An 18,021-nucleotide genomic window follows, 5' to 3' on the forward strand; every position below is an offset into this window, starting at 1 on the left:
GCTTGTCCGGCACCTCATCTTCGATTTTATCCCAATTGGAAGCGTTTACAAGTGGAATAAATTGAAGTCTTTAGAATGGTGAAACTGTTGTTAGGGGAAAGTGCGTTAGTTATATCGGAATTGTTTTTAAATGTGCGTTTTGTCATTGACATGTTCGAATAATTCAAATTTAAAGTGACTAGAATCACATAAACGGTTACTTTAGTTGGGTATACTTGCTTTAAATTGAGGATTAACAAATGGGGCATATGTTGATACACCCTTTGTTGATCTTATTTTGGAGAGAAGAGGGATACAAAGATGCTAAGTGAGCAAACCATTGCAACGATCAAATCGACTGTACCTGTTTTGGAGGTACATGGAACTACAATCACCAAGCGTTTTTACCAGATGATGTTTGAGGTCCATCCCGAGCTTCTCAATATATTCAATCACGCGAATCAGAAGCAAGGACGTCAACAAGGGGCGCTGGCCAATGCTGTATACGCAGCTGCACAGCACATTGACCGTCTGGAGGAAATTATTCCGGTGGTACGTCAGATTGCACATAAGCATCGCAGTTTGGGAATTAAGCCCGAGCATTATCCAATTGTCGGAAAATATCTGCTCGCTGCGATCAAAGACGTACTGGGAGATGCGGCTACAGACGAGATCATTGCCGCATGGGCTGAGGCCTATGGTGTGATCGCTAATGTATTTATAGACATGGAAGCTGAAATGTACAAGGAGGCTGGACAGCAGCAGGGAGGCTGGTCAGACTTTAAGAGCTTTGTTGTGCAGAAAAAGGTTAAGGAAAGCGACCAAATTACGTCCTTTTATTTGGTGCCGCAGGATGGACAGGTGCTGCCTGAATTCGAGCCTGGGCAATATATCAGCTTAAAAATGGAAATTCCGGGCGAACATAATACCCATATTCGTCAATACAGCCTTTCGGATGCACCGGGCCAATCCCACTACCGGATATCTGTAAAGCGCGAGGATGCCGTAGAGTCACGTCCGGCAGGTAAAGTATCCGTATATCTGCATGAGCAGGTACAAGAGGGCGATGTGCTTCAGGTATCTGCACCGGCGGGTGATTTTACGCTGGATCGGGCAGATCGCAGACCTGTCGTGCTGATCAGCGGCGGGGTCGGGCTAACCCCAATGGTCAGTATGCTGGCTTCCTTGGTGAAATCTGCTCCGCATCGGCCTGTCACCTTTGTCCACGCAGCAGTCAACGGAGATAACCATGCTCTGCGCAATGAGGTGGAAAAGCTGGTCGCCACACATGCACAGGCTGCAGTTCGTTGGTGTTACAGCAGACCAACGGAGCAAGATCGGCTGGCACAGGCTTTTCACAAGGAAGGTCGTTTGGATCTGGCCTGGTTGCAATCCGTGATACCGGAACGTAACGCACAATATTACTTTTGCGGCCCTGAGGGATTCATGCAATCGGTATACGGCCTGTTGAAGGAGTGGAATATCCCTGCTTCGGATATCCACTATGAATTCTTTGGCCCTGCCAGCGCTTGGGAAGCAGAAGCACAATGACACAATGAAACATCAAAAAGACGAAGGATATTTGTCCTTCGTCTTTTTTGCGATGATACAATGGGAAATCCTGCTCATGGGGTACTACTTTTCAAAGTGCACTCCTGTTTTCATAACAAGGGAGTACGCAAAAATACCATACCTCGCGGCATATATGGACGTAAAGCCTCCGGAATACGGATCGAACCGTCCTCTTGCTGGTGATGCTCCAGCAACGGAATCAAAATCCGGGGCGAAGCAACCGCTGTGTTGTTGAGCGTGTAACAATATCGCAGCTTGCCGTCCGCATTACGGTAGCGGATGTTGGAACGACGCGCCTGAAAATCAAGCAGTTGCGACGACGAATGTGTCTCGCCGTAAGCTTGACGGCTAGGCATCCATGTCTCAATGTCCACCTGCTTGTAGGTTTTTTGCGCCATGTCGCCTGTACAGACAGCCATCTTACGGTAGGGCAGTTCCAGCAGTTGAAGCAGGTCCTCCGCATTGCGAGTAATCTCCTGAAACATCTTCTCTGAAGCGTCCAGGCTGGCTTCACAGATGATGACCTGCTCGACCTTGGCAAACTGGTGCACACGATACAGTCCGTGCACATCTCTTCCGGCCGAGCCGACCTCATTGCGGAAGCATACGGACACGGCTGCCAGCCGAATCGGGTCCGTAACATCCACGATCTCACCGCTGTAATACGAGACCAGCGGCACTTCCGAAGTGCCTACAAGCCACTGATCCTCTCCTGTGATGCGGTACGTCTGATCCAGTCCGAGCGGGAAGAAACCAGTGCTGCGCATCGCCTCTGCACGTACCATCAGTGGAACGTCCAGCAACTGGAATCCGCGTTCAGTCAGCAGATCCACCGCAAGCTGCTGCACAGCCCGATGCAATGCAACCCCTGCTCCCGTCAGATAGTAGTTACGGGTACCGGCTGTTTTGACACCCCGAGGGACGTCGATAAGCTTGTGAAGCTCACCAAGCGCCATGTGATCCTTTGGCTCAAATCCGAAGTTCGGAACCGTTCCAATCCTCTCCAGCTCTACATTATCCTCATCTGATCTCCCCCGTGGTGTATCTGGCGATACGATATTAGGCATCAGAAGCAAAAGCTGTTGAAACTGTTCCTCTACTTCCTGTTGCGGGGCTTCCAGAAGATCTAGCTGTCCGTTAATTTCTTTGACCTGATGCTTTGCTCCTTCGGCCTGCTCACTCTTACCAGCATGGATTAGCGCACCAATATCCTGACTACACTGATTTCGCTTCTGGCGAAGCTGTTCCACTTCCTGAAGCAGCTGTTTTCTCCGCTCATCCAGAGTCAACAGCTCTGCGACCGATACTTGTATTCCTTTGCCGTCTGCTGCCGTCTGAACCTGTTCTTGATGCTCTTTGATCCATTTGATATCCAACATGACACCGCACTCCTTTTCGGATAAAAATACAAAAAGCGCCCTCATCCATAAGGGACGAGGAGCGCTTTGATCTCGCGGTGCCACCCAAATTGACCGGACAGCATGACAGATGTCATGACTCTCCAATCCACTTTGCTCCGCTGTAACGGGCGGGTCCGGTTTACTTAGGTACATATCGCCATATCCTACGCTAACGTATGGTCCTTGGCGTAAACGCCTCCGAGTTGGATGCTCTTCACAGGCATAATATCGTTTGCTTTTTTGTTAGTATACTGATTTTCGGCAGGGTAATCAAGGGCATGACTCTGCAACACATCCATGCGGGTTTCATGTTTGCGAAGGGAAAAGGTAGGCTTTATTTCTTATGTATATCCGTTCTGCTTTTTCTGTGATGATGAAACTGGAAGAAAATTTAAGTAAAAGCCCCAATTTAACGCTCAAACTAGGCTATAGTCTCTATAATGCCTTTTTAATTTCATGTAAAATGTAATGATTACCAAAATGGACAGCGATGGAGGAGAACATGGAGGATTTTAAAGATCGTTTACATACGATCCGCCAAGAACAGAACAAGCTGCTCAAGGAGTATCAAACATTAATCGCAGACTATGAAGCCTCAGATATCATTTTGGAGAATGAGGTTCTGCGAAAAAAGTTCGAGGATTATCAGGCTCGCTGCATTCACTTGGAAGAGCGAGTACGACATATTGAGCAGGAAAATGGAAAATTGCGCACTGCGCTGACGGAGCAAATGCTGAGCGAAAAGGCGAATATGATTCGCATTTCGCGTGAAAAGCTGGAGACCTATTTTGCTTCCAGAACCACAGAAGGGGAAAATCGGCTGACATCCTTTGAATATGGGGCTAAAAACCGAGTGGACCAGCTTATTCAGCAAACTACGCATGAGCTTAAAGAAGATCAGGACGAGATCGTCGCCCGATTACGACTGTTCTCAGAGGAGATTCGAGACCGAATCATGGAGCAACGCAGGCGGTTTCAGGAGGCCGAGCGCAAATTGCTTCATCAGACGGCAAGCGAGTTCCAGCAGTTCGGAGAAGAAGAGATCAGCGAAGAAACGATGCAGAAGCGCATGAAGCAAAATCAGTTTGAAATGAAGTTAGGCTTGAACTGGATCAACAAGCTGGGGATTTTGCTCATTATATTGGGTGTGGGAGCCGCATTTAAATACTCATACTCGAACTGGTTTACAGGAAATATGAAGGGCGTTGCCTTCTTTCTGCTAGGAGCGCTGATGCTGGGCGGCGGCGAATGGCTGTACCGCAAGCAGAAGCAGACCTTTGCGCTCGGTATTTTGGGCGGCGGTATTTCTGTACTGTACGGATCGATTTTTTACAGCTACTTTTTGTTAGAAATCATAGGAATGTATACAGGCATAGGCTTGTCCGTACTCGTTACAGTGACCGCTGTGCTACTGTCATTAAGGTATGAATCCCGAACGATATGCTCTTTTGGTTTAGTAGGGGGATATCTTCCGCTCTTTTCCTATATGGCAGCGAACGGGCTGGAAGGGAACGCCGTGTATATCGCCATGGGCTATTTGTTCCTGTTAAACTTGCTGATTCTGCTTGTATCCTTCCGCAAACGGTGGGTCGTCGTGCAATATATCAGCTTTTTGCTTAATACGCCCTTGATGATTGTGCTGGCGTGGTTATCGGAAAGCGCCGTAGCGAGCATGCTGTATGCAGTCATTACATTTGCGATGTACCTCGGGATGACACTGTGGGTGCCGTTCCGTTTAAAAACAAAACTGTCATGGCTGGATTTCTCCCTATTGGCTCTGAATACAGTCGTGAGCTGTTCCGTTCTGTATTCTCTGTTCGGTGATGCAGGCCTGGATGATTATAAAGGCTTGTTGGCTCTCGTCTTTTGCTTGGTGTACGGGGGTCTGGGACAATGGGTCCGTCGATATATTCCAGAGGAGAAACAAACCAAAATATTATTTTATGCGACTTCGTTGACCTTTGCCATCCTTATGATTCCGTTCCAGTTTGGAGTTAGATGGTTATCCATGGGGTGGTTGATTGAAGCGGTTCTTCTTACATTATATGGCCACCGTTACCGGTTGAAGGAATTGGAACGAGCTGGCTGGGGCATTTTATTACTGTGTCTGGGCGCATTCTTTTTCGTCGATTTCCCTATATATCTGTTGTCAGGATTTGAGACGGATTATTTTGGACTCAAATATACGCTCATTACACTGGGAATGTTGGTCGTTACCGTCTTCTATGCGATTGAATTCAGCCGTCCGAATGCTTTCAAAAACAATCGGTTGTACGAAATGCATATCATGCAAGGATTTAAATATGTAGCTTTGGTGAACGTGTATTTCTACCTTTTGTATGAAGCCGGGCATTGGTATAACATCGTTGTATCCGACGAGTTTGCCCATTACACCTTGTACAAAGTATTGTTGTACACCTGCGTATCGCTGGTGTTGGCTTATTTCCTGCCTAAAGTGAAGCTGCTGTACGATCGGGTGATTAAATACTACAGCTTGGCGTTGTACGTCATAGGCTATGCGCTGGCACTGGTGGCCACCGTAGCGATTCCAACTTTGCATGAAAATTATGCGCAAAATACGGCTGCTGATTATGTGGCGTTGGTGGTACTTGCAGCCTTTAATGTGCTGGTATTCTTCAGCAGTAGGGATTTCCTGAACGCACTGATGACCCGACATTATAGAAGTAATGAGCTGTATCCGGTCATTATGGGTGTATATTTGCTGGGCATCATAACCGCCTTCCTCGGAGTTCAGTTCCGCCTGGGGGATGCTGGTCTTGTGTTCAGTCTGGTGTATTTACTGCTGGCCATTTTGTATATTGTATACGGCTTCCTCAAGCGAGTGGTCTACATTCGCAGATTTGGATTGGGCTTGACCTTGCTGTCGACAGGTAAGCTGCTGTTGTATGATCTGCATCTATTAACGACAGGAAGCACGATTGTAGCCTACTTCTCTTTTGGTGTTGTACTGTTGGCGATTTCGTATATTTATCAAAAAGTATCTAATCGCATGGGAGAGACCATAATAAAGAAGGATGTTGAAGAAAATATGTAGTTTTCTGTTGTATTTTGTAGATACCGAACATTATGAAAATAAATCCGGTAATAGTGAAAAATTATGCATGACCTTACATCCTACTTACGCTATAATGAGTAAAAATTATTTATGTACGCATGCTCATGTTTATGCGTAAGTAGAGAGAATGAGGGGGATATAATGAATTTGAGCAAGGGGCAGAATAGCCTGTCTGATAAAAATGAACGCTTCTCGTCAGCTGGATTTATATTGGCGGCGATCGGAAGTGCGGCAGGACTAGGTAATATTTGGAAATTTCCGTATATTACAGGACAATATGGCGGAGCTGCATTTTTCTTATTGTTTATTGTCTGCCTGTTGCTTGTTGGTTTGCCTGTACTTTTAGCAGAGCTTGCGCTTGGTCGTGCAGGTCGAGGAAGTGCTGCTTCTGCAATGGTAAAAGTAGGCGGCCATCCGATTTGGGGCAAGATGAGCATCATGTTTGTTATCGTGCCGTTTGTTATCTTGTCGTTCTATGCCATTGTAGGAGGCTGGACACTGCATTATGCCGTAGAGGCATTTAGCGGAAATCTGTTTTCAAATAATGATTTTGCTGGACAGTTCGCTTCTTTTTCCTCCGGCTATGCGCCGTTGGTTTGGCTGTTAGTTGTTTTTGCATTTACAGCAGTCGTGGTTACGCTTGGGGTATCGAACGGGATTGAAAAGTTTAATAAAATTTTGATTCCTGCCAAGGTCATCCTGCTGCTCGTGTTGATGATTAACGCTCTTATGCTGCCAGGCTCTGGTGCGGGCGTATCCTTCTTTCTGAATCCTGACTTCTCTAAGCTAAGTATAGAGTCTGCATTGGTTGCTTTGGGACATGCCTTCTTCTCACTCTCACTGGGGATGGGGATTATGATCACGTACGGTGCATATGTGGATCGCCGTCAATCCCTGGGGGGAGCCATGCTGGCAGTTGGTGGTGGAGATTTAATCTATGCGTTTATCGCAGGTATGATTATTTTCCCTACAACCTTCTCCTTCGGAATTAATCCAGCTCAAGGACCATCGCTGGTTTTCATTGCTTTACCGGCTGCATTCTCGGCAATGCCTTTTGGTGCATTCTTCGGCGGTTTGTTCTTCGTACTGCTGGCGGTTGCTGCGTTAGGTTCTATGGTATCCTTGCTGGAAGTTCCAGTAGCCTATGTCATGGAGCGTATGCGTTGGAGCCGGGTTCGCTCCGTTATCGTCGTATCGGTCCTGTGCTTGATGCTGGGCGTCCCTTCTGCATTGTCCATGGGGCTGGTGCCAGAGTTAAAAGTGGGGGATAAATCATTCTTTGATTTCGTAGATTTCACCGCGTCCAACATCTTCTTACCGTTAGGCGGTTTGTTGATTGTTATATTCACAGGTTACTACTGGAAGACTGCGGCTGAGCATGCGAACATCAAACCCTTCTGGTTCAATGTTTGGTTATTCGGTCTTCGGTATGTTGCACCGATCCTGATGTTGTTGGTCTTCCTTCATACCTCAGGTATCATCAAATTTTAAGAGAATAGAATCCGAATAAAGAGGCATTTTCTTCCTAAGGGAAGAGATGCCTTTTTTTGTATATCTATCAGTGGTTACCTAACTGTGGAAAGGAATGATATAATAAAAACATTGTCATTAATTTTAACTTCAATGAAATCATTACGATTATGAAGTTTTATATAATGAATGAAAAGGCTACAAGGCATCGCACAGACGATGTGCAGGAGAGGGAAAGGGCAGAAGAGCATTGAAACAGACAGGGAGCTTGAATTTGCAAGAAGGACGGCGGCTGAAATGAAGTCTAATCGGTTGTCGTCACAACGTCGTTATATGCCAGGTTTGGATGGTTTAAGAGCGCTGGCGGTCATCGCAGTCATTGTGTATCATCTGAATCCGGATTGGTTGCCGGGTGGTTTGTTGGGTGTAGGCGTGTTTTTTACGTTGTCGGGGTATCTGATTACAGATATTTTGGTTAGTCAGTGGGATACATATCATAGTTTTAAAATGAAAGATTTCTGGCTGCGTCGTGCCAGAAGGTTGCTGCCTGCCATGTTGACGGTTGTGGCTGTCATCGTCCTGTGCTCGTTGCTCTTCGATCCGTCACGGCTAACGGCCTTGCGCGGAGATGTTCCTGCAGCATTGGTGTATATGAGCAATTGGTGGTTTATTTTCCATCAGGTTTCGTATTTTGAAAGTTTCGGCCCCCCTTCTCCGCTTGGGCATCTGTGGTCACTGGCGGTGGAGGAGCAGTTTTATATCCTGTGGCCTTTACTGCTGGCGCTCGGGCTAAAATTCATGCCCAAGCGTATTGTGCTTGCAGGCTGGGTGACTTGTCTGGCGTTAATATCTGCGCTCCTGATGGCCGTGATTTACGTACCGGGAAGCGACCCGAGCCGGGTGTATTACGGCACGGATACGCGTGGATTTGCTTTACTAATTGGTGCAGCGCTGGCCTTGGTGTGGCCAAGCGGCAAGCTGAAAGAGCAAGCTTCTGCTAAGGCGCGTATGCTTCTGGACAGCATCGGTGCAATAAGCTTGCTGCTGCTTTGTCACTGGGCGTGGGCCTCGAATGAATACGACCCATCTCTGTACCGGGGCGGCCTGCTGGGCATAGCCTTGGTCACTGCTATTGTGGTCGCAGCGTTGGCTCATCCGGTAAGCCACCTTGGTCGTCTCCTTGGAATCAAGCCGCTACGCTGGATTGGAGCCCGTTCCTACGGTCTGTATCTGTGGCATTTTCCGGTTATTACGCTAACGACGCCTCAAGTAGATACCGATGGCGTACATGTGACGCGTATCATTTTACAATTGCTAGCTACCGTATTGCTGGCGTCTCTCTCGTTTAAATATATCGAGGAGCCGATTCGCCATGGAGGATTCCGCCACTGGATTACAGAAATCCGTTCAGCGGTTCGTAGACAGGCGCGGTGGAGATGGATGCCTACAACTACAGCGGCTGTGCTTTTTGCAGGTATTCTCATGGGTACCGTCCACCTGTACGTGGCTTCTCCTGATGCAACGATTCAGGCGGCATCAAGTGATGAGAAGCCAGTCGCAAAGGCAAAAGCGATGCCGCCGCTTCACGGAACGGTATCCGTGGCTTCCAAGGAGCCCCAAGCCACCAAGCTGCAAGGGTCCGGGGGCAGCAAGGCGCAGACCCCAGCCCCGTCTCAAGCCCAGACGCCTAAAAACACGGTGGTCCAGGTGGGTACTACGGATGATGTTACGAAACCGTCGGAACCTTCGGACAAACCCAAAGAAGATACGCCTATGACAGGTGATGGGTCGAGTGTGACCGCCATTGGAGACTCTGTCATGTTAGATGTACAGTCGTACCTTCAGGAATCCTTCCCGGGAGCTGTTGTAGATGGGCGGATCGGTCGTCAGATGGCCGAAGCGCCTGCCGTACTGGAGCAGCTAAGACAGAACGGACAGCTAGGTAAGACAGTTATCATTGAGCTGGGCACGAACGGCGCTTTCACTAAGGATCAGTTGGCGAATTTGCTCGCCAGTCTGAAGGATACGAAGCGTATTATACTCGTGAATACCCGTGTGCCTCGGCCATGGGAGAGTATTGTGAACAAGCATCTTGCCGAAGCTGCATCCCAAGACCCACGAATTACAATGATTGACTGGTATGCAGCAAGCTCTGGTAAAAATTCATATTTCGAGCATGACGGAGTACATTTAAAACCTAAAGGTGCTAAAGCTTATGCGTCCTTGTTAGCTCAGGTCCTAACGAAACAATCGTAATAAACTGCAATGATACTCGTAATTATGCAAATGCAAGACAAGAAAGCCACCGGGAGTAGGTTGTCCTCTGGTTGAAGTGCATCCCTAAATTTTCACCGGCTTAAACCTAAGGGTTTTTCCAATGTCCATTCTAAGGTGTGTACATCCACCCTGATCCGGTGGTTTTTCTTATTTTAGTGTGGAGGTACATAAGCTAATGGAAAAGGGCTATTCACATAGTAGAACGAGTGAGCACCGCTTGAAGAGGAACAGAAGAAGGCTGATACTGATTGCTATTATATTATTTGTGGCAGGCTGCATTACTTTCATTGCGATAAAGGTTTCGGATAGTAAGCCACACGCGCCGACCCAGGAGCTTGCTAAAAAAACGGATTCCGGATCATCAAACGTTAAATCCAGCGCAGGGGCAAAGGGTAAAGCGGCCTCTCCAAAAAACGATCCCGATGTAGAAGACGGTGCCTTTGTTGAAAAATATTTAAATCAGCAAATGCTAGGACAAATGCCCGATGGAGCTGATGGTAAAAAAGTGGCCTACTTATCCTTTGATGACGGACCATCCGTGACGGTCACACCTCAGATATTGGATATTCTGAAAAAGCAGAAGGTCAAGGCAACTTTTTTTATTGTAGGTAAAGAAGCCAATGAAAATGAGCATACCAGGAACCTTATCAAAAGAATTGTCAAAGAGGGTCACGCGATAGGAAACCATACGTACTCACATAATTATAAATATTTATATCCGAACAGACGAGTAAATACGGATCATGTTATGCAGGAGATCGAGAAGAACAATCAGGTTCTAAAAAGTATTCTGGGGCCAGAATTCTCCACCAGAATGATCCGCTTCCCTGGGGGGCACATGACATGGAACAGAAGAGATCCACAGGGAATGGCTGCTCTGGATAAGGTTTTGCGTCAAAAGGATTACCATCAGGTGGACTGGAATGTATTAACGAAGGATGCAGAGGGAAGATCCAAGAAAGCACCGGCACTAATCAACCAGTTTATAAGGTCAGTCAAAGGTCGAGAAAAAGCAATTATACTCATGCATGACACCTATGGTAAAGAAGAAACATCCAAAGCATTGCCGCAAATCATAGAATATCTGAAGAAACAGGGATATGAATTTAAAGTTATGAAGTAAGTAAGATAGGCATAAATGAGGAAAGGACGGGGCTGATCGCCACCGTCCTTTGTGCTATCTAAGAGTATATAGTCCGCATCGTTTAGATGCGCTCCGCTTCACCCATCGCCTGAATGAAAGCGCCAATACCTTTGGGATCGTTAGTTATAATCGGCTCACTGATATAGTAAGCGAAGGTACCGTCCCGACGATCTTTACCACCCAAACCGCTTACTTGCACCGTTTTGTTCAGATTCACGAGTCCTTCTTCAGTAATCGTGATAAATTCATCGATAATTCCCTTACGGATGATTTCTGCCTCTTGACGATATTGCTCTGGCAGATAGCCTTTGCGAACGCCCTTGGCAATAGCATAAAGAATCATGCAGGAAGCAGAGGCTTCCAGATAGTTGCCTTTCACATGGCCCAGGTTGAGCACTTGATAAAAGACTCCACTTTCTTTATCACGCACTTTCAGCAGGGCTTCCAGTGTTTCCGTCAGCATATCGATCAGGACAGGACGGTCTGCATGATCCTCTGGAATATAGTCCAGCACGTCAACGAGTGCCATAACGAACCAACCCATCGAGCGTCCCCAGAAATTTTTGGAACAGCCTGTTTCCGGGTTGCACCAATGCTGCTCACCCTTCTCATCCCAAGCATGGTAGAGCAGACCCGTTTCAGGATCACGCGTATGCTTGTAGCAAAGCTTGAATTGTAGGGTCACATCGTCAAACTCTGACGGATCTCCGAATTCGCGGATAAATTCAGCGTAGAACGGGGCACCCATGTACAAGCCGTCGAGCCAAATTTGATACGGATAAATTTGCTTATGCCAGAATGCGCCCTCGCTTGTGCGTGGGTGTTTTTCCAACTGACTGCGTAATTGGTAGGCAGCCTTTTTGTATCGTTCATCTCCTGTGGCACGATACAGAGAGAAGAGCAGCTTGCCGTTATTCACGTGGTCAATATTGTACTCATCTACTTTATAGCGCTGAATTACGCCATTTTCGTCAACAAAATGATCCATATGTTTTTTTATAAATTCCATGTACTTGGGATCGCCTGTCAGTTCGCCGACCCATTCCAGACCTCTGTAAATCACGCCATGGTCATATTCCCATTTTTCATAAAATTCCGGGCTCCGTTGTAGAACGGAATCGCTCATACGTACAGCCCAAGAATCTGTTTTTGTAGGGCTGGGGGTTGGTTGTGATGTTGGATTTGCCATGATACAGTCACCTCTTTAGTAAATGTTTAATCTGTAATTGTTATTGTTGTTACATAGATGGAGTGTGTGTCTTAGGGTCAACGGGTTTGTTCTTGAAGCCCACATTATTGTTACCCCAGCACCGATCGTAATGGAAACCTGTCAGTTCCTCGAATACCTTCCGGGCTTCCGGTTTAGCTGATTTCATGGAACCACCGTTTTTGAGGCGGTCAATTTCGGCGATTAGCTTCTTGTGGCTGTCAATATCCAGCTTCATCACGACAGAAGCAATCATACCGATGATCGCGAGAACGATGGTACCGACCACGAGTACATAAAAGATGGCGTGCTGAGCAGCGACGGGCTGACTATCAGCCCCGGATACAAAGCCAAAGTGCTGTAACACCCAGCCGAGAATGAAGACGACAACGGCCCGCACCATTTTTCCGGCAAAAGTCATCATACCTGCATAAATTCCTTCCCGTCGACGGCCAGTCAACGCTTCATCCACATCGGCAAGGAACGTATATTGATTCCAAGGGATATAGTAGACGCCCCCTGTACCAAGTCCCATGAACAGTGTGATGACATATAGCCATACCATCGTATTAGAGGCTCCCGTTATATAGAGCAGGCCATAGCCTGCTACGCTAAAGCAAACGACAACGAGTGCAGCGATGAATGGCATACGGAATCCTTTACGCACACAGAATTGGATGAAGAAATAGGTAGAAATCAATTGAATGACAGAGTTAAAGCTATTCAGATTGGACACCATCTCCGAGCTTTGAAACAAGGAGAAGACAATAAAGTACGTAAAAGCAGAAGTAAACAGCCACTCAGCTGAAAAGCCGCCCAGGTACATCCCGAGATGATGACGGAACGTCTTGACCCGGAAGGTAGAGGAAATGTCGATAAACAACTTTTTCATCGAATCTATAAAGGAAAGCGGAGCTTCACCTTCCAGTTCCTTTTGCAGTTCCTCACTTGGACGTTCCCAGGAGTTTTTGTACAAGAATGCCATCGCAATCAGCAAAATAGCTGCAAAAACGAGACCGGTATAAAAGAAAGGCAATGGAGAGTCTTTGCCATACTCAGCAATAAAGCGACCAGGGATAAAGGCAGCGGCAAAATTGGCAATTTTGCCAAACATGGCCTTCCATCCAGTTAATCTGGAGCGTGCGCCGAAGTCGCGGGTCATCTCTGACGCTAGTGCTTCATACGGCACCATGACTGAGGTATACACCAGTTCAAACAGCACGTACGTACTCAGGTAATACCAGAAGCCCAACCCATCTACCCAAAGCATCGGATACACGAGCATCAGCGGGATACCCATCATGATGAAAAAGCGTCGTCTGCCGAATTTACGGCCCAAGCGGGTCCGGTGAAAGTTATCGCTGATAAAGCCCATGACCGGATTGCTGACTGCATCTATGATGCTAGCAACAGAGAAAATGGCCGCGGCCTGAACGGGAGACAGTCCGCAAAAGGTTGTATAGAAGTACATTAACCATGCACCGCTAATCGCAAGTGCGCCACTTCCCAGCATGTTACCGCTTCCATAGGCGAGTGTATGTTTCAGTGTGATTCTTCGTTCCATGATCTGTTCACCTCATATTTTGTCTGGTTATGAGGACAATCACCGGTCGCTATATTATGCAGAATTGTCTAAGTTGGTAGATGGGCCAGGGCGTCCTGATTAAGCTGGGCTTTTAACGTGCCCCTATATTTTTTCCGCTCGGAGTACCCGAGCCGATCAGATCGCTCCCTTTGGCCAGCTTAAGGAAATCACCTAGCTGGATGGAACCGTCTGCACCTCGAGTGATAGAAGGCGTGAGACTAACAAAGTCGTCTGCACTGACTACCAGACCTTTGGCATTCGTCGATTTTTTGTTTTTCCACCAAACGCTAGAGTTGTCTTGATCTGTACCGCTTGTTTTGTCACTGGCGCTTCCCTCAAAGGAAAGATTGTTAATGAACACGTGATCACCCTTGTCAAAAGCAAAATTACTTTGTCCATTGTCCCACGAGGTATTATTGGTCAACGTAATGCTGCCGGGGTTGCTATTGTAGGTGAAGCCGTGTTTTTTGTTCTGGAAAGCAATACTGTTTTTCACAATATGGTTGACTTTGATTTTGTCTCCACCCAGCTTAAAGCCATTGCCGTCGCTGTTCGCGGTAGACGTTCCATCTGCGGTCTGCCCGTTGTGGTGGGCCACACTGTTCAAGATGGTTACCTCACCGATAGGGCCTGTTTCTGTTTTGCTATACAAATCCCAACCATCGTCTACGTTGTACGCAGCCAAGCAGTTATCAAACACATTGCCTGATCCTACAGTCAATTTGGCCGCGAAGCCATCGGCATCCTCACCATTATCGGGATCAGCGTTATCATGAGAGTAAGAATTCAAAATCAAATTATTCGAAGGCCACTCACTAGTGGAAGCGTTAGGAGAGTAACGCCCAAGCTGAAGTCCAGTATCCCGGTTGTGGTGGGTTTCCACGTTTTCGATTCGGTTATTGCTACCGCCGATATAGATACCATTATCTCCGGCACCCTTTACTTCAAGGCCCTTTACCAGCCAAAAGTCTCCGTTAAGCTGAAGTCCACGATTGGCTGAACCAAAGGCTTGAGCAGAGAAATCAAGTACCGGCTTTTCACTACCGTAAGCGACCAACCCTTTGAGTGAGCCGTTATTGCCGCTATTTTCACGCTGAATTGTAATCGTTGAGGAGTAGGTGTAGTTGCCACCGCGCAGGTAAATGGTTTTACCAGGAGCAATTTGTGTAAGAGCTGCTTCGAGTGTGGTAGGACTAGATATGGTGCCCAGATTGGACACGTTACCATTTGGCGCCACATACAAATCTCCTGCCGCTAACGTTGTGGAGACGGTGGTTGAGTCAGTTGTACTAACTGCCTCTTCTGTGAGTGCGGAAGAAGGGGTGTCGTTGGGTAACGTATCTGCGTAAGCGGTTCCAATAATACAAGAAGAGGCGAAAACAAAAGAAACACTGAGTCTTAGAGCGTTAAATCCGTTTTTTGGACGATCATTCCGTTTAAACATGTAAATTCCTCCTCATTTGAGTTCTTATTTTAAAAGAAGATAGCATATATAAAAGTGGCTCATGCTGTCTTACCAGTAAAAACAGGACACCTCCTGGGGTGACAGATTGATCTAACCTATGTCTAATACGCTCTATGAAGTATATGCACAGTGTAATATATGTTAACGTTTGCATCAACAGTTTTTTACTGTTTTTTTAATGTTGTGAAAAAAAGTTCACACTTTTGTTTCAACTAAAAATGCACTTTTGTCAGACTGGGAAAATTTGATTATACTTAAACATTATACATATAATAGGAATGAAGACTGTGGGAAAGGGTGGTTTTAGCGCATGGAGAGTGGAAATCATTTGACAGATTCAACTGTCGAACAATTGCAGGAAAAGCAGCCAAGAGTGAAAAAGGAGATGATCGATTGGCTTAAGGCCATTATTGTAGCCATTGTGCTCGTGTTCATTATACGTTGGCTATTATTTGCGCCATTTATTGTTGAGGGAGCGTCCATGGAACCGAATTTCAAGACAGATGAACGAGTAGTCGTGAACAAGGTGATTTACGATTTTCGTGATCCCAAGCCGAGTGAGGTTGTTGTATTCCATGTGAGAAAGGAACAAAGAGACTTTATTAAGCGTGTTATTGGGGTGGCTGGCGATACGATTCGGTATCAAGGCGACAATCTTTATGTGAACGGTAAGAAAGTAGAGGAGTCATACATTCAGGGAGCTATTCAGGATGCGCACGCCAAGGGAGAACTATATAACAATGTGGACTTTCCAAATGGAACCATAACCGATTCCAAGGTACCTGAGGGGTATATTTTTGTGATGGGCGACCACCGCAATAATAGTAGGGATAGTCGTGCTATTGGCTTTGTTTCTATTAAAGATATTGTTGGCCGTGCGGATGTGATTTTTTGGCCGGTGGATAGCGCGCAATGGGTTAAGCATAAATAAGGCCAGAGTACAGGCATGGACATCACGAAGACAAGAGGACTTGCGTAAAGTTTACGCAAGTCCTCTTTGGGTCATCTGTAAGGGTGTAGTTGAATCAGCCTTTGACGGCTCCGGCAACAACGCCTTTGACAATGTATTTTTGCAGAAAAATAAATACGATAATCGAAGGCAGCACAGCCATTACCATCGCGGTCATGGCGTATTGCCAGTCGGATGTGTACTGTCCGACGAAGGTATAGGCGGCCAGCGTCAGTGTCTTAGTGCTGGGCGAGCCGTTAACCATGAGTAACGGAAGCAGAAAATCGTTCCAAATCCACATCACGTCGATAATGACAATGGTGGCGGTGACTGATTTCAGCAAGGGGAAAATTACGGAAAAGAAAAGCCGGAAGCCCGAGGCCCCATCGATTTTGGCGCTTTCGTCAATCTCGACCGGAATGCCCTTCACAAAGCCGTGATAGATAAACACGGCCAGCGGAGCGCCGAAGCCCCAATACAGCAAGCCAAGTCCCCAAGTGCTGTCTGCCAGATTTAAGTCTTTCGCTAGTCGCAAGACAGTGAGCATGATGGACTGAAACGGGATCAGCATCGGCATAATGCACAGCATGTAAATCACGGAGCTCCATTTGCTCTTGGTTCTTGCCAGCTTGTAGGCCGCGATGGAAGATATCAGTACGATACCTGCCAGTCCGACGACGGTAATAATGGTGTTATTCAGAAATAGGCGTGGATAGTCAATGAATTTCCATACATATACGTAATTATCCAGCGAAAGCTGCTTAGGCAGGGCAATGACGTCGGTCATGACCTCGGCGAAGCTTTTGAACGAATTGTTAATGGCGAGAAACAGCGGGTACAAAAATAACAGTGATAATACAATCATGCCCGCTTCTAGCAAAATACGTCCCGTACGGCTGCGTTGCATCAGGCTTCAACCTCCCTGCGTTTGAAAATAGACAATTGAATAATCGTAATGATCAGGACTGCAACGAATAAAATCAATGCTTTGGCTGTTCCGTAGCCATACAGATTGTTCTGGAACGTGTCCCGGTAAATATCATACGCAATGCTGTATGTCGTACCTCCCGGCCCACCGCCGGTCAGAGATAAAATGACGTCAAACACTTTGATTGAGTTGGTCAGTGCCATGAAGACTGAGATCGTAATGGAAGGTGCAAGCATCGGTAGAATAATACTGAAAAATCTCCGAATCGGCCCCGCGCCATCGACAATGGCAGCTTCTTTTAGATCCTCTGGCACAGATTGCAAGCCTGCAATATAAATGACCATGTAAAAGCCAATGGATTGCCAGATCGATACCGCCAAAATGGAAACAAACGCGAGCCCTTCCTCACCCAGCCAACTGAGCTGGAAGATGCCCCAGCCTGTACTGTGACCCAATGACTCAAAGCCTTGCATGAAGATAAATTTCCATATGAATCCAACAATTACAAGACTGAGGATATAAGGGATAAAGAAGGCCGCTCGCAACCAAGCTGAGCTTTTCAACTTCATATCGAGAACGAGCGCCAGCAAAATGGCCAGCACATTCACCAATACAATGTACAGGATGGCATACTTGACGGTAAACCAGGCTGCATGTGCAAAATTGGCGTCTCCAAGCAAGATTTGCTTGAAGTTATCCAGACCTACAAATTTCGGATGTTTGGATATGCCGTTCCACTTGGTCAGGGAATAGCGTATCGTCATCAAAAACGGAATATAAAATGCAATCGTAATGCACAAGATTACGGGCAGTGTGAATAAACCGAATTCCAGTTTACTGCCCTTGTCGCCCCGGGTTCCCCTTTTTTTCAGCATAACGCACCTCTTTTTCTCAACATTTTCCGCTCTTACGTTCCAAGCTGTTTAAGATATAATGAAAGTATAGGATAGCTCTAGGGCCGGACCAATG

Annotated in this window: 12 protein-coding genes; 6 read left to right on the plus strand and 6 right to left on the minus strand. The window is 46.7% G+C overall.

Annotated features, from left to right (window positions below; translation table 11 throughout):
- Nucleotides 1-300 precede the first annotated feature (300 nt).
- A complete protein-coding gene (gene hmpA / locus JOD82_RS03440) occupies nucleotides 301-1,530 on the plus strand; it encodes an NO-inducible flavohemoprotein (RefSeq protein ID WP_209947605.1) in 1,230 nt (409 codons plus the stop codon).
- A 110-nt stretch (nucleotides 1,531-1,640) separates the two neighbouring features.
- On the opposite strand, the gene serS is transcribed toward hmpA, so the two are convergent.
- Nucleotides 1,641-2,930, minus strand: coding sequence for a serine--tRNA ligase (gene serS, locus JOD82_RS03445; RefSeq protein WP_209947915.1), 1,290 nt, complete (start codon nucleotides 2,928-2,930; stop codon nucleotides 1,641-1,643).
- Nucleotides 2,931-3,453: 523 nt separating this feature from the next.
- Between serS and JOD82_RS03450 the strand changes: the two genes are divergently transcribed.
- The 4 genes from JOD82_RS03450 (at nucleotide 3,454) to JOD82_RS03465 (ending at nucleotide 10,897) form a co-directional block, all read left to right on the plus strand.
- Nucleotides 3,454-6,006, plus strand: coding sequence for a DUF2339 domain-containing protein (locus tag JOD82_RS03450; protein WP_029518765.1), 2,553 nt, complete (start codon nucleotides 3,454-3,456; stop codon nucleotides 6,004-6,006).
- A 162-nt stretch (nucleotides 6,007-6,168) separates the two neighbouring features.
- A complete protein-coding gene (locus JOD82_RS03455; protein ID WP_013312591.1) occupies nucleotides 6,169-7,518 on the plus strand; it encodes a sodium-dependent transporter in 1,350 nt (449 codons plus the stop codon).
- 276 nt (nucleotides 7,519-7,794) lie between these two features.
- Nucleotides 7,795-9,753 (plus strand): acyltransferase family protein, encoded by a 1,959-nt coding sequence (locus tag JOD82_RS03460; protein ID WP_483874244.1) that lies wholly within the window; start codon nucleotides 7,795-7,797, stop codon nucleotides 9,751-9,753.
- Nucleotides 9,754-9,949: 196 nt separating this feature from the next.
- Nucleotides 9,950-10,897 (plus strand): polysaccharide deacetylase family protein, encoded by a 948-nt coding sequence (locus JOD82_RS03465; RefSeq protein WP_209947609.1) that lies wholly within the window; start codon nucleotides 9,950-9,952, stop codon nucleotides 10,895-10,897.
- An 82-nt stretch (nucleotides 10,898-10,979) separates the two neighbouring features.
- Here the strand turns inward: JOD82_RS03465 and JOD82_RS03470 are convergent, their stop codons facing one another.
- The 3 genes from JOD82_RS03470 to JOD82_RS03480 form a co-directional block, all read right to left on the minus strand.
- Nucleotides 10,980-12,107, minus strand: coding sequence for a glycoside hydrolase family 88/105 protein (locus tag JOD82_RS03470; RefSeq protein WP_209947611.1), 1,128 nt, complete (start codon nucleotides 12,105-12,107; stop codon nucleotides 10,980-10,982).
- Nucleotides 12,108-12,156: 49 nt separating this feature from the next.
- Nucleotides 12,157-13,689: an MFS transporter gene (locus JOD82_RS03475; protein ID WP_069012248.1), complete on the minus strand. Its 1,533-nt coding sequence runs from the start codon at nucleotides 13,687-13,689 to the stop codon at nucleotides 12,157-12,159.
- 112 nt (nucleotides 13,690-13,801) lie between these two features.
- Complete coding sequence (locus tag JOD82_RS03480; RefSeq protein ID WP_069012247.1) at nucleotides 13,802-15,154, minus strand: right-handed parallel beta-helix repeat-containing protein; 1,353 nt, start codon at nucleotides 15,152-15,154, stop codon at nucleotides 13,802-13,804.
- Between the two features lie 331 nt (nucleotides 15,155-15,485).
- Here JOD82_RS03480 and lepB point away from each other — a divergent pair, with 331 nt between their 5' ends.
- A complete protein-coding gene (gene lepB / locus JOD82_RS03485; RefSeq protein WP_029518758.1) occupies nucleotides 15,486-16,106 on the plus strand; it encodes a signal peptidase I in 621 nt (206 codons plus the stop codon).
- 94 nt (nucleotides 16,107-16,200) lie between these two features.
- On the opposite strand, the gene JOD82_RS03490 is transcribed toward lepB, so the two are convergent.
- Together JOD82_RS03490 and JOD82_RS03495 are read right to left on the minus strand one after the other, a co-directional pair.
- Complete coding sequence (locus tag JOD82_RS03490; RefSeq protein WP_039271872.1) at nucleotides 16,201-17,031, minus strand: carbohydrate ABC transporter permease; 831 nt, start codon at nucleotides 17,029-17,031, stop codon at nucleotides 16,201-16,203.
- Nucleotides 17,031-17,927 carry a carbohydrate ABC transporter permease gene (locus JOD82_RS03495; RefSeq protein WP_029518756.1) on the minus strand — a complete coding sequence of 299 codons (897 nt, stop codon included), beginning with the start codon at nucleotides 17,925-17,927 and terminating at the stop codon, nucleotides 17,031-17,033. Before JOD82_RS03495 ends, JOD82_RS03490 begins: the two co-directional genes overlap by 1 nt.
- Nucleotides 17,928-18,021 lie beyond the last annotated feature (94 nt).

This window comes from Paenibacillus sp. 1182 (genome assembly GCF_017833915.1).
Lineage (GTDB): Bacteria > Bacillota > Bacilli > Paenibacillales > Paenibacillaceae > Paenibacillus > Paenibacillus polymyxa_D.

What these genes read in the sequence shown, in the direction of transcription:
- hmpA (WP_209947605.1), top strand. Translation starts at nt 301, where the DNA reads ATGCTAAGTGAGCAAACCATTGCAACGATCAAATCGACTGTACCTGTT.
- serS (WP_209947915.1), bottom strand. Translation starts at nt 2,930, where the DNA reads ATGTTGGATATCAAATGGATCAAAGAGCATCAAGAACAGGTTCAGACG.
- JOD82_RS03450 (WP_029518765.1), top strand. Translation starts at nt 3,454, where the DNA reads ATGGAGGATTTTAAAGATCGTTTACATACGATCCGCCAAGAACAGAAC.
- JOD82_RS03455 (WP_013312591.1), top strand. Translation starts at nt 6,169, where the DNA reads ATGAATTTGAGCAAGGGGCAGAATAGCCTGTCTGATAAAAATGAACGC.
- JOD82_RS03460 (WP_483874244.1), top strand. Translation starts at nt 7,795, where the DNA reads ATGAAGTCTAATCGGTTGTCGTCACAACGTCGTTATATGCCAGGTTTG.
- JOD82_RS03465 (WP_209947609.1), top strand. Translation starts at nt 9,950, where the DNA reads ATGGAAAAGGGCTATTCACATAGTAGAACGAGTGAGCACCGCTTGAAG.
- JOD82_RS03470 (WP_209947611.1), bottom strand. Translation starts at nt 12,107, where the DNA reads ATGGCAAATCCAACATCACAACCAACCCCCAGCCCTACAAAAACAGAT.
- JOD82_RS03475 (WP_069012248.1), bottom strand. Translation starts at nt 13,689, where the DNA reads ATGGAACGAAGAATCACACTGAAACATACACTCGCCTATGGAAGCGGT.
- JOD82_RS03480 (WP_069012247.1), bottom strand. Translation starts at nt 15,154, where the DNA reads ATGTTTAAACGGAATGATCGTCCAAAAAACGGATTTAACGCTCTAAGA.
- lepB (WP_029518758.1), top strand. Translation starts at nt 15,486, where the DNA reads ATGGAGAGTGGAAATCATTTGACAGATTCAACTGTCGAACAATTGCAG.
- JOD82_RS03490 (WP_039271872.1), bottom strand. Translation starts at nt 17,031, where the DNA reads ATGCAACGCAGCCGTACGGGACGTATTTTGCTAGAAGCGGGCATGATT.
- JOD82_RS03495 (WP_029518756.1), bottom strand. Translation starts at nt 17,927, where the DNA reads ATGCTGAAAAAAAGGGGAACCCGGGGCGACAAGGGCAGTAAACTGGAA.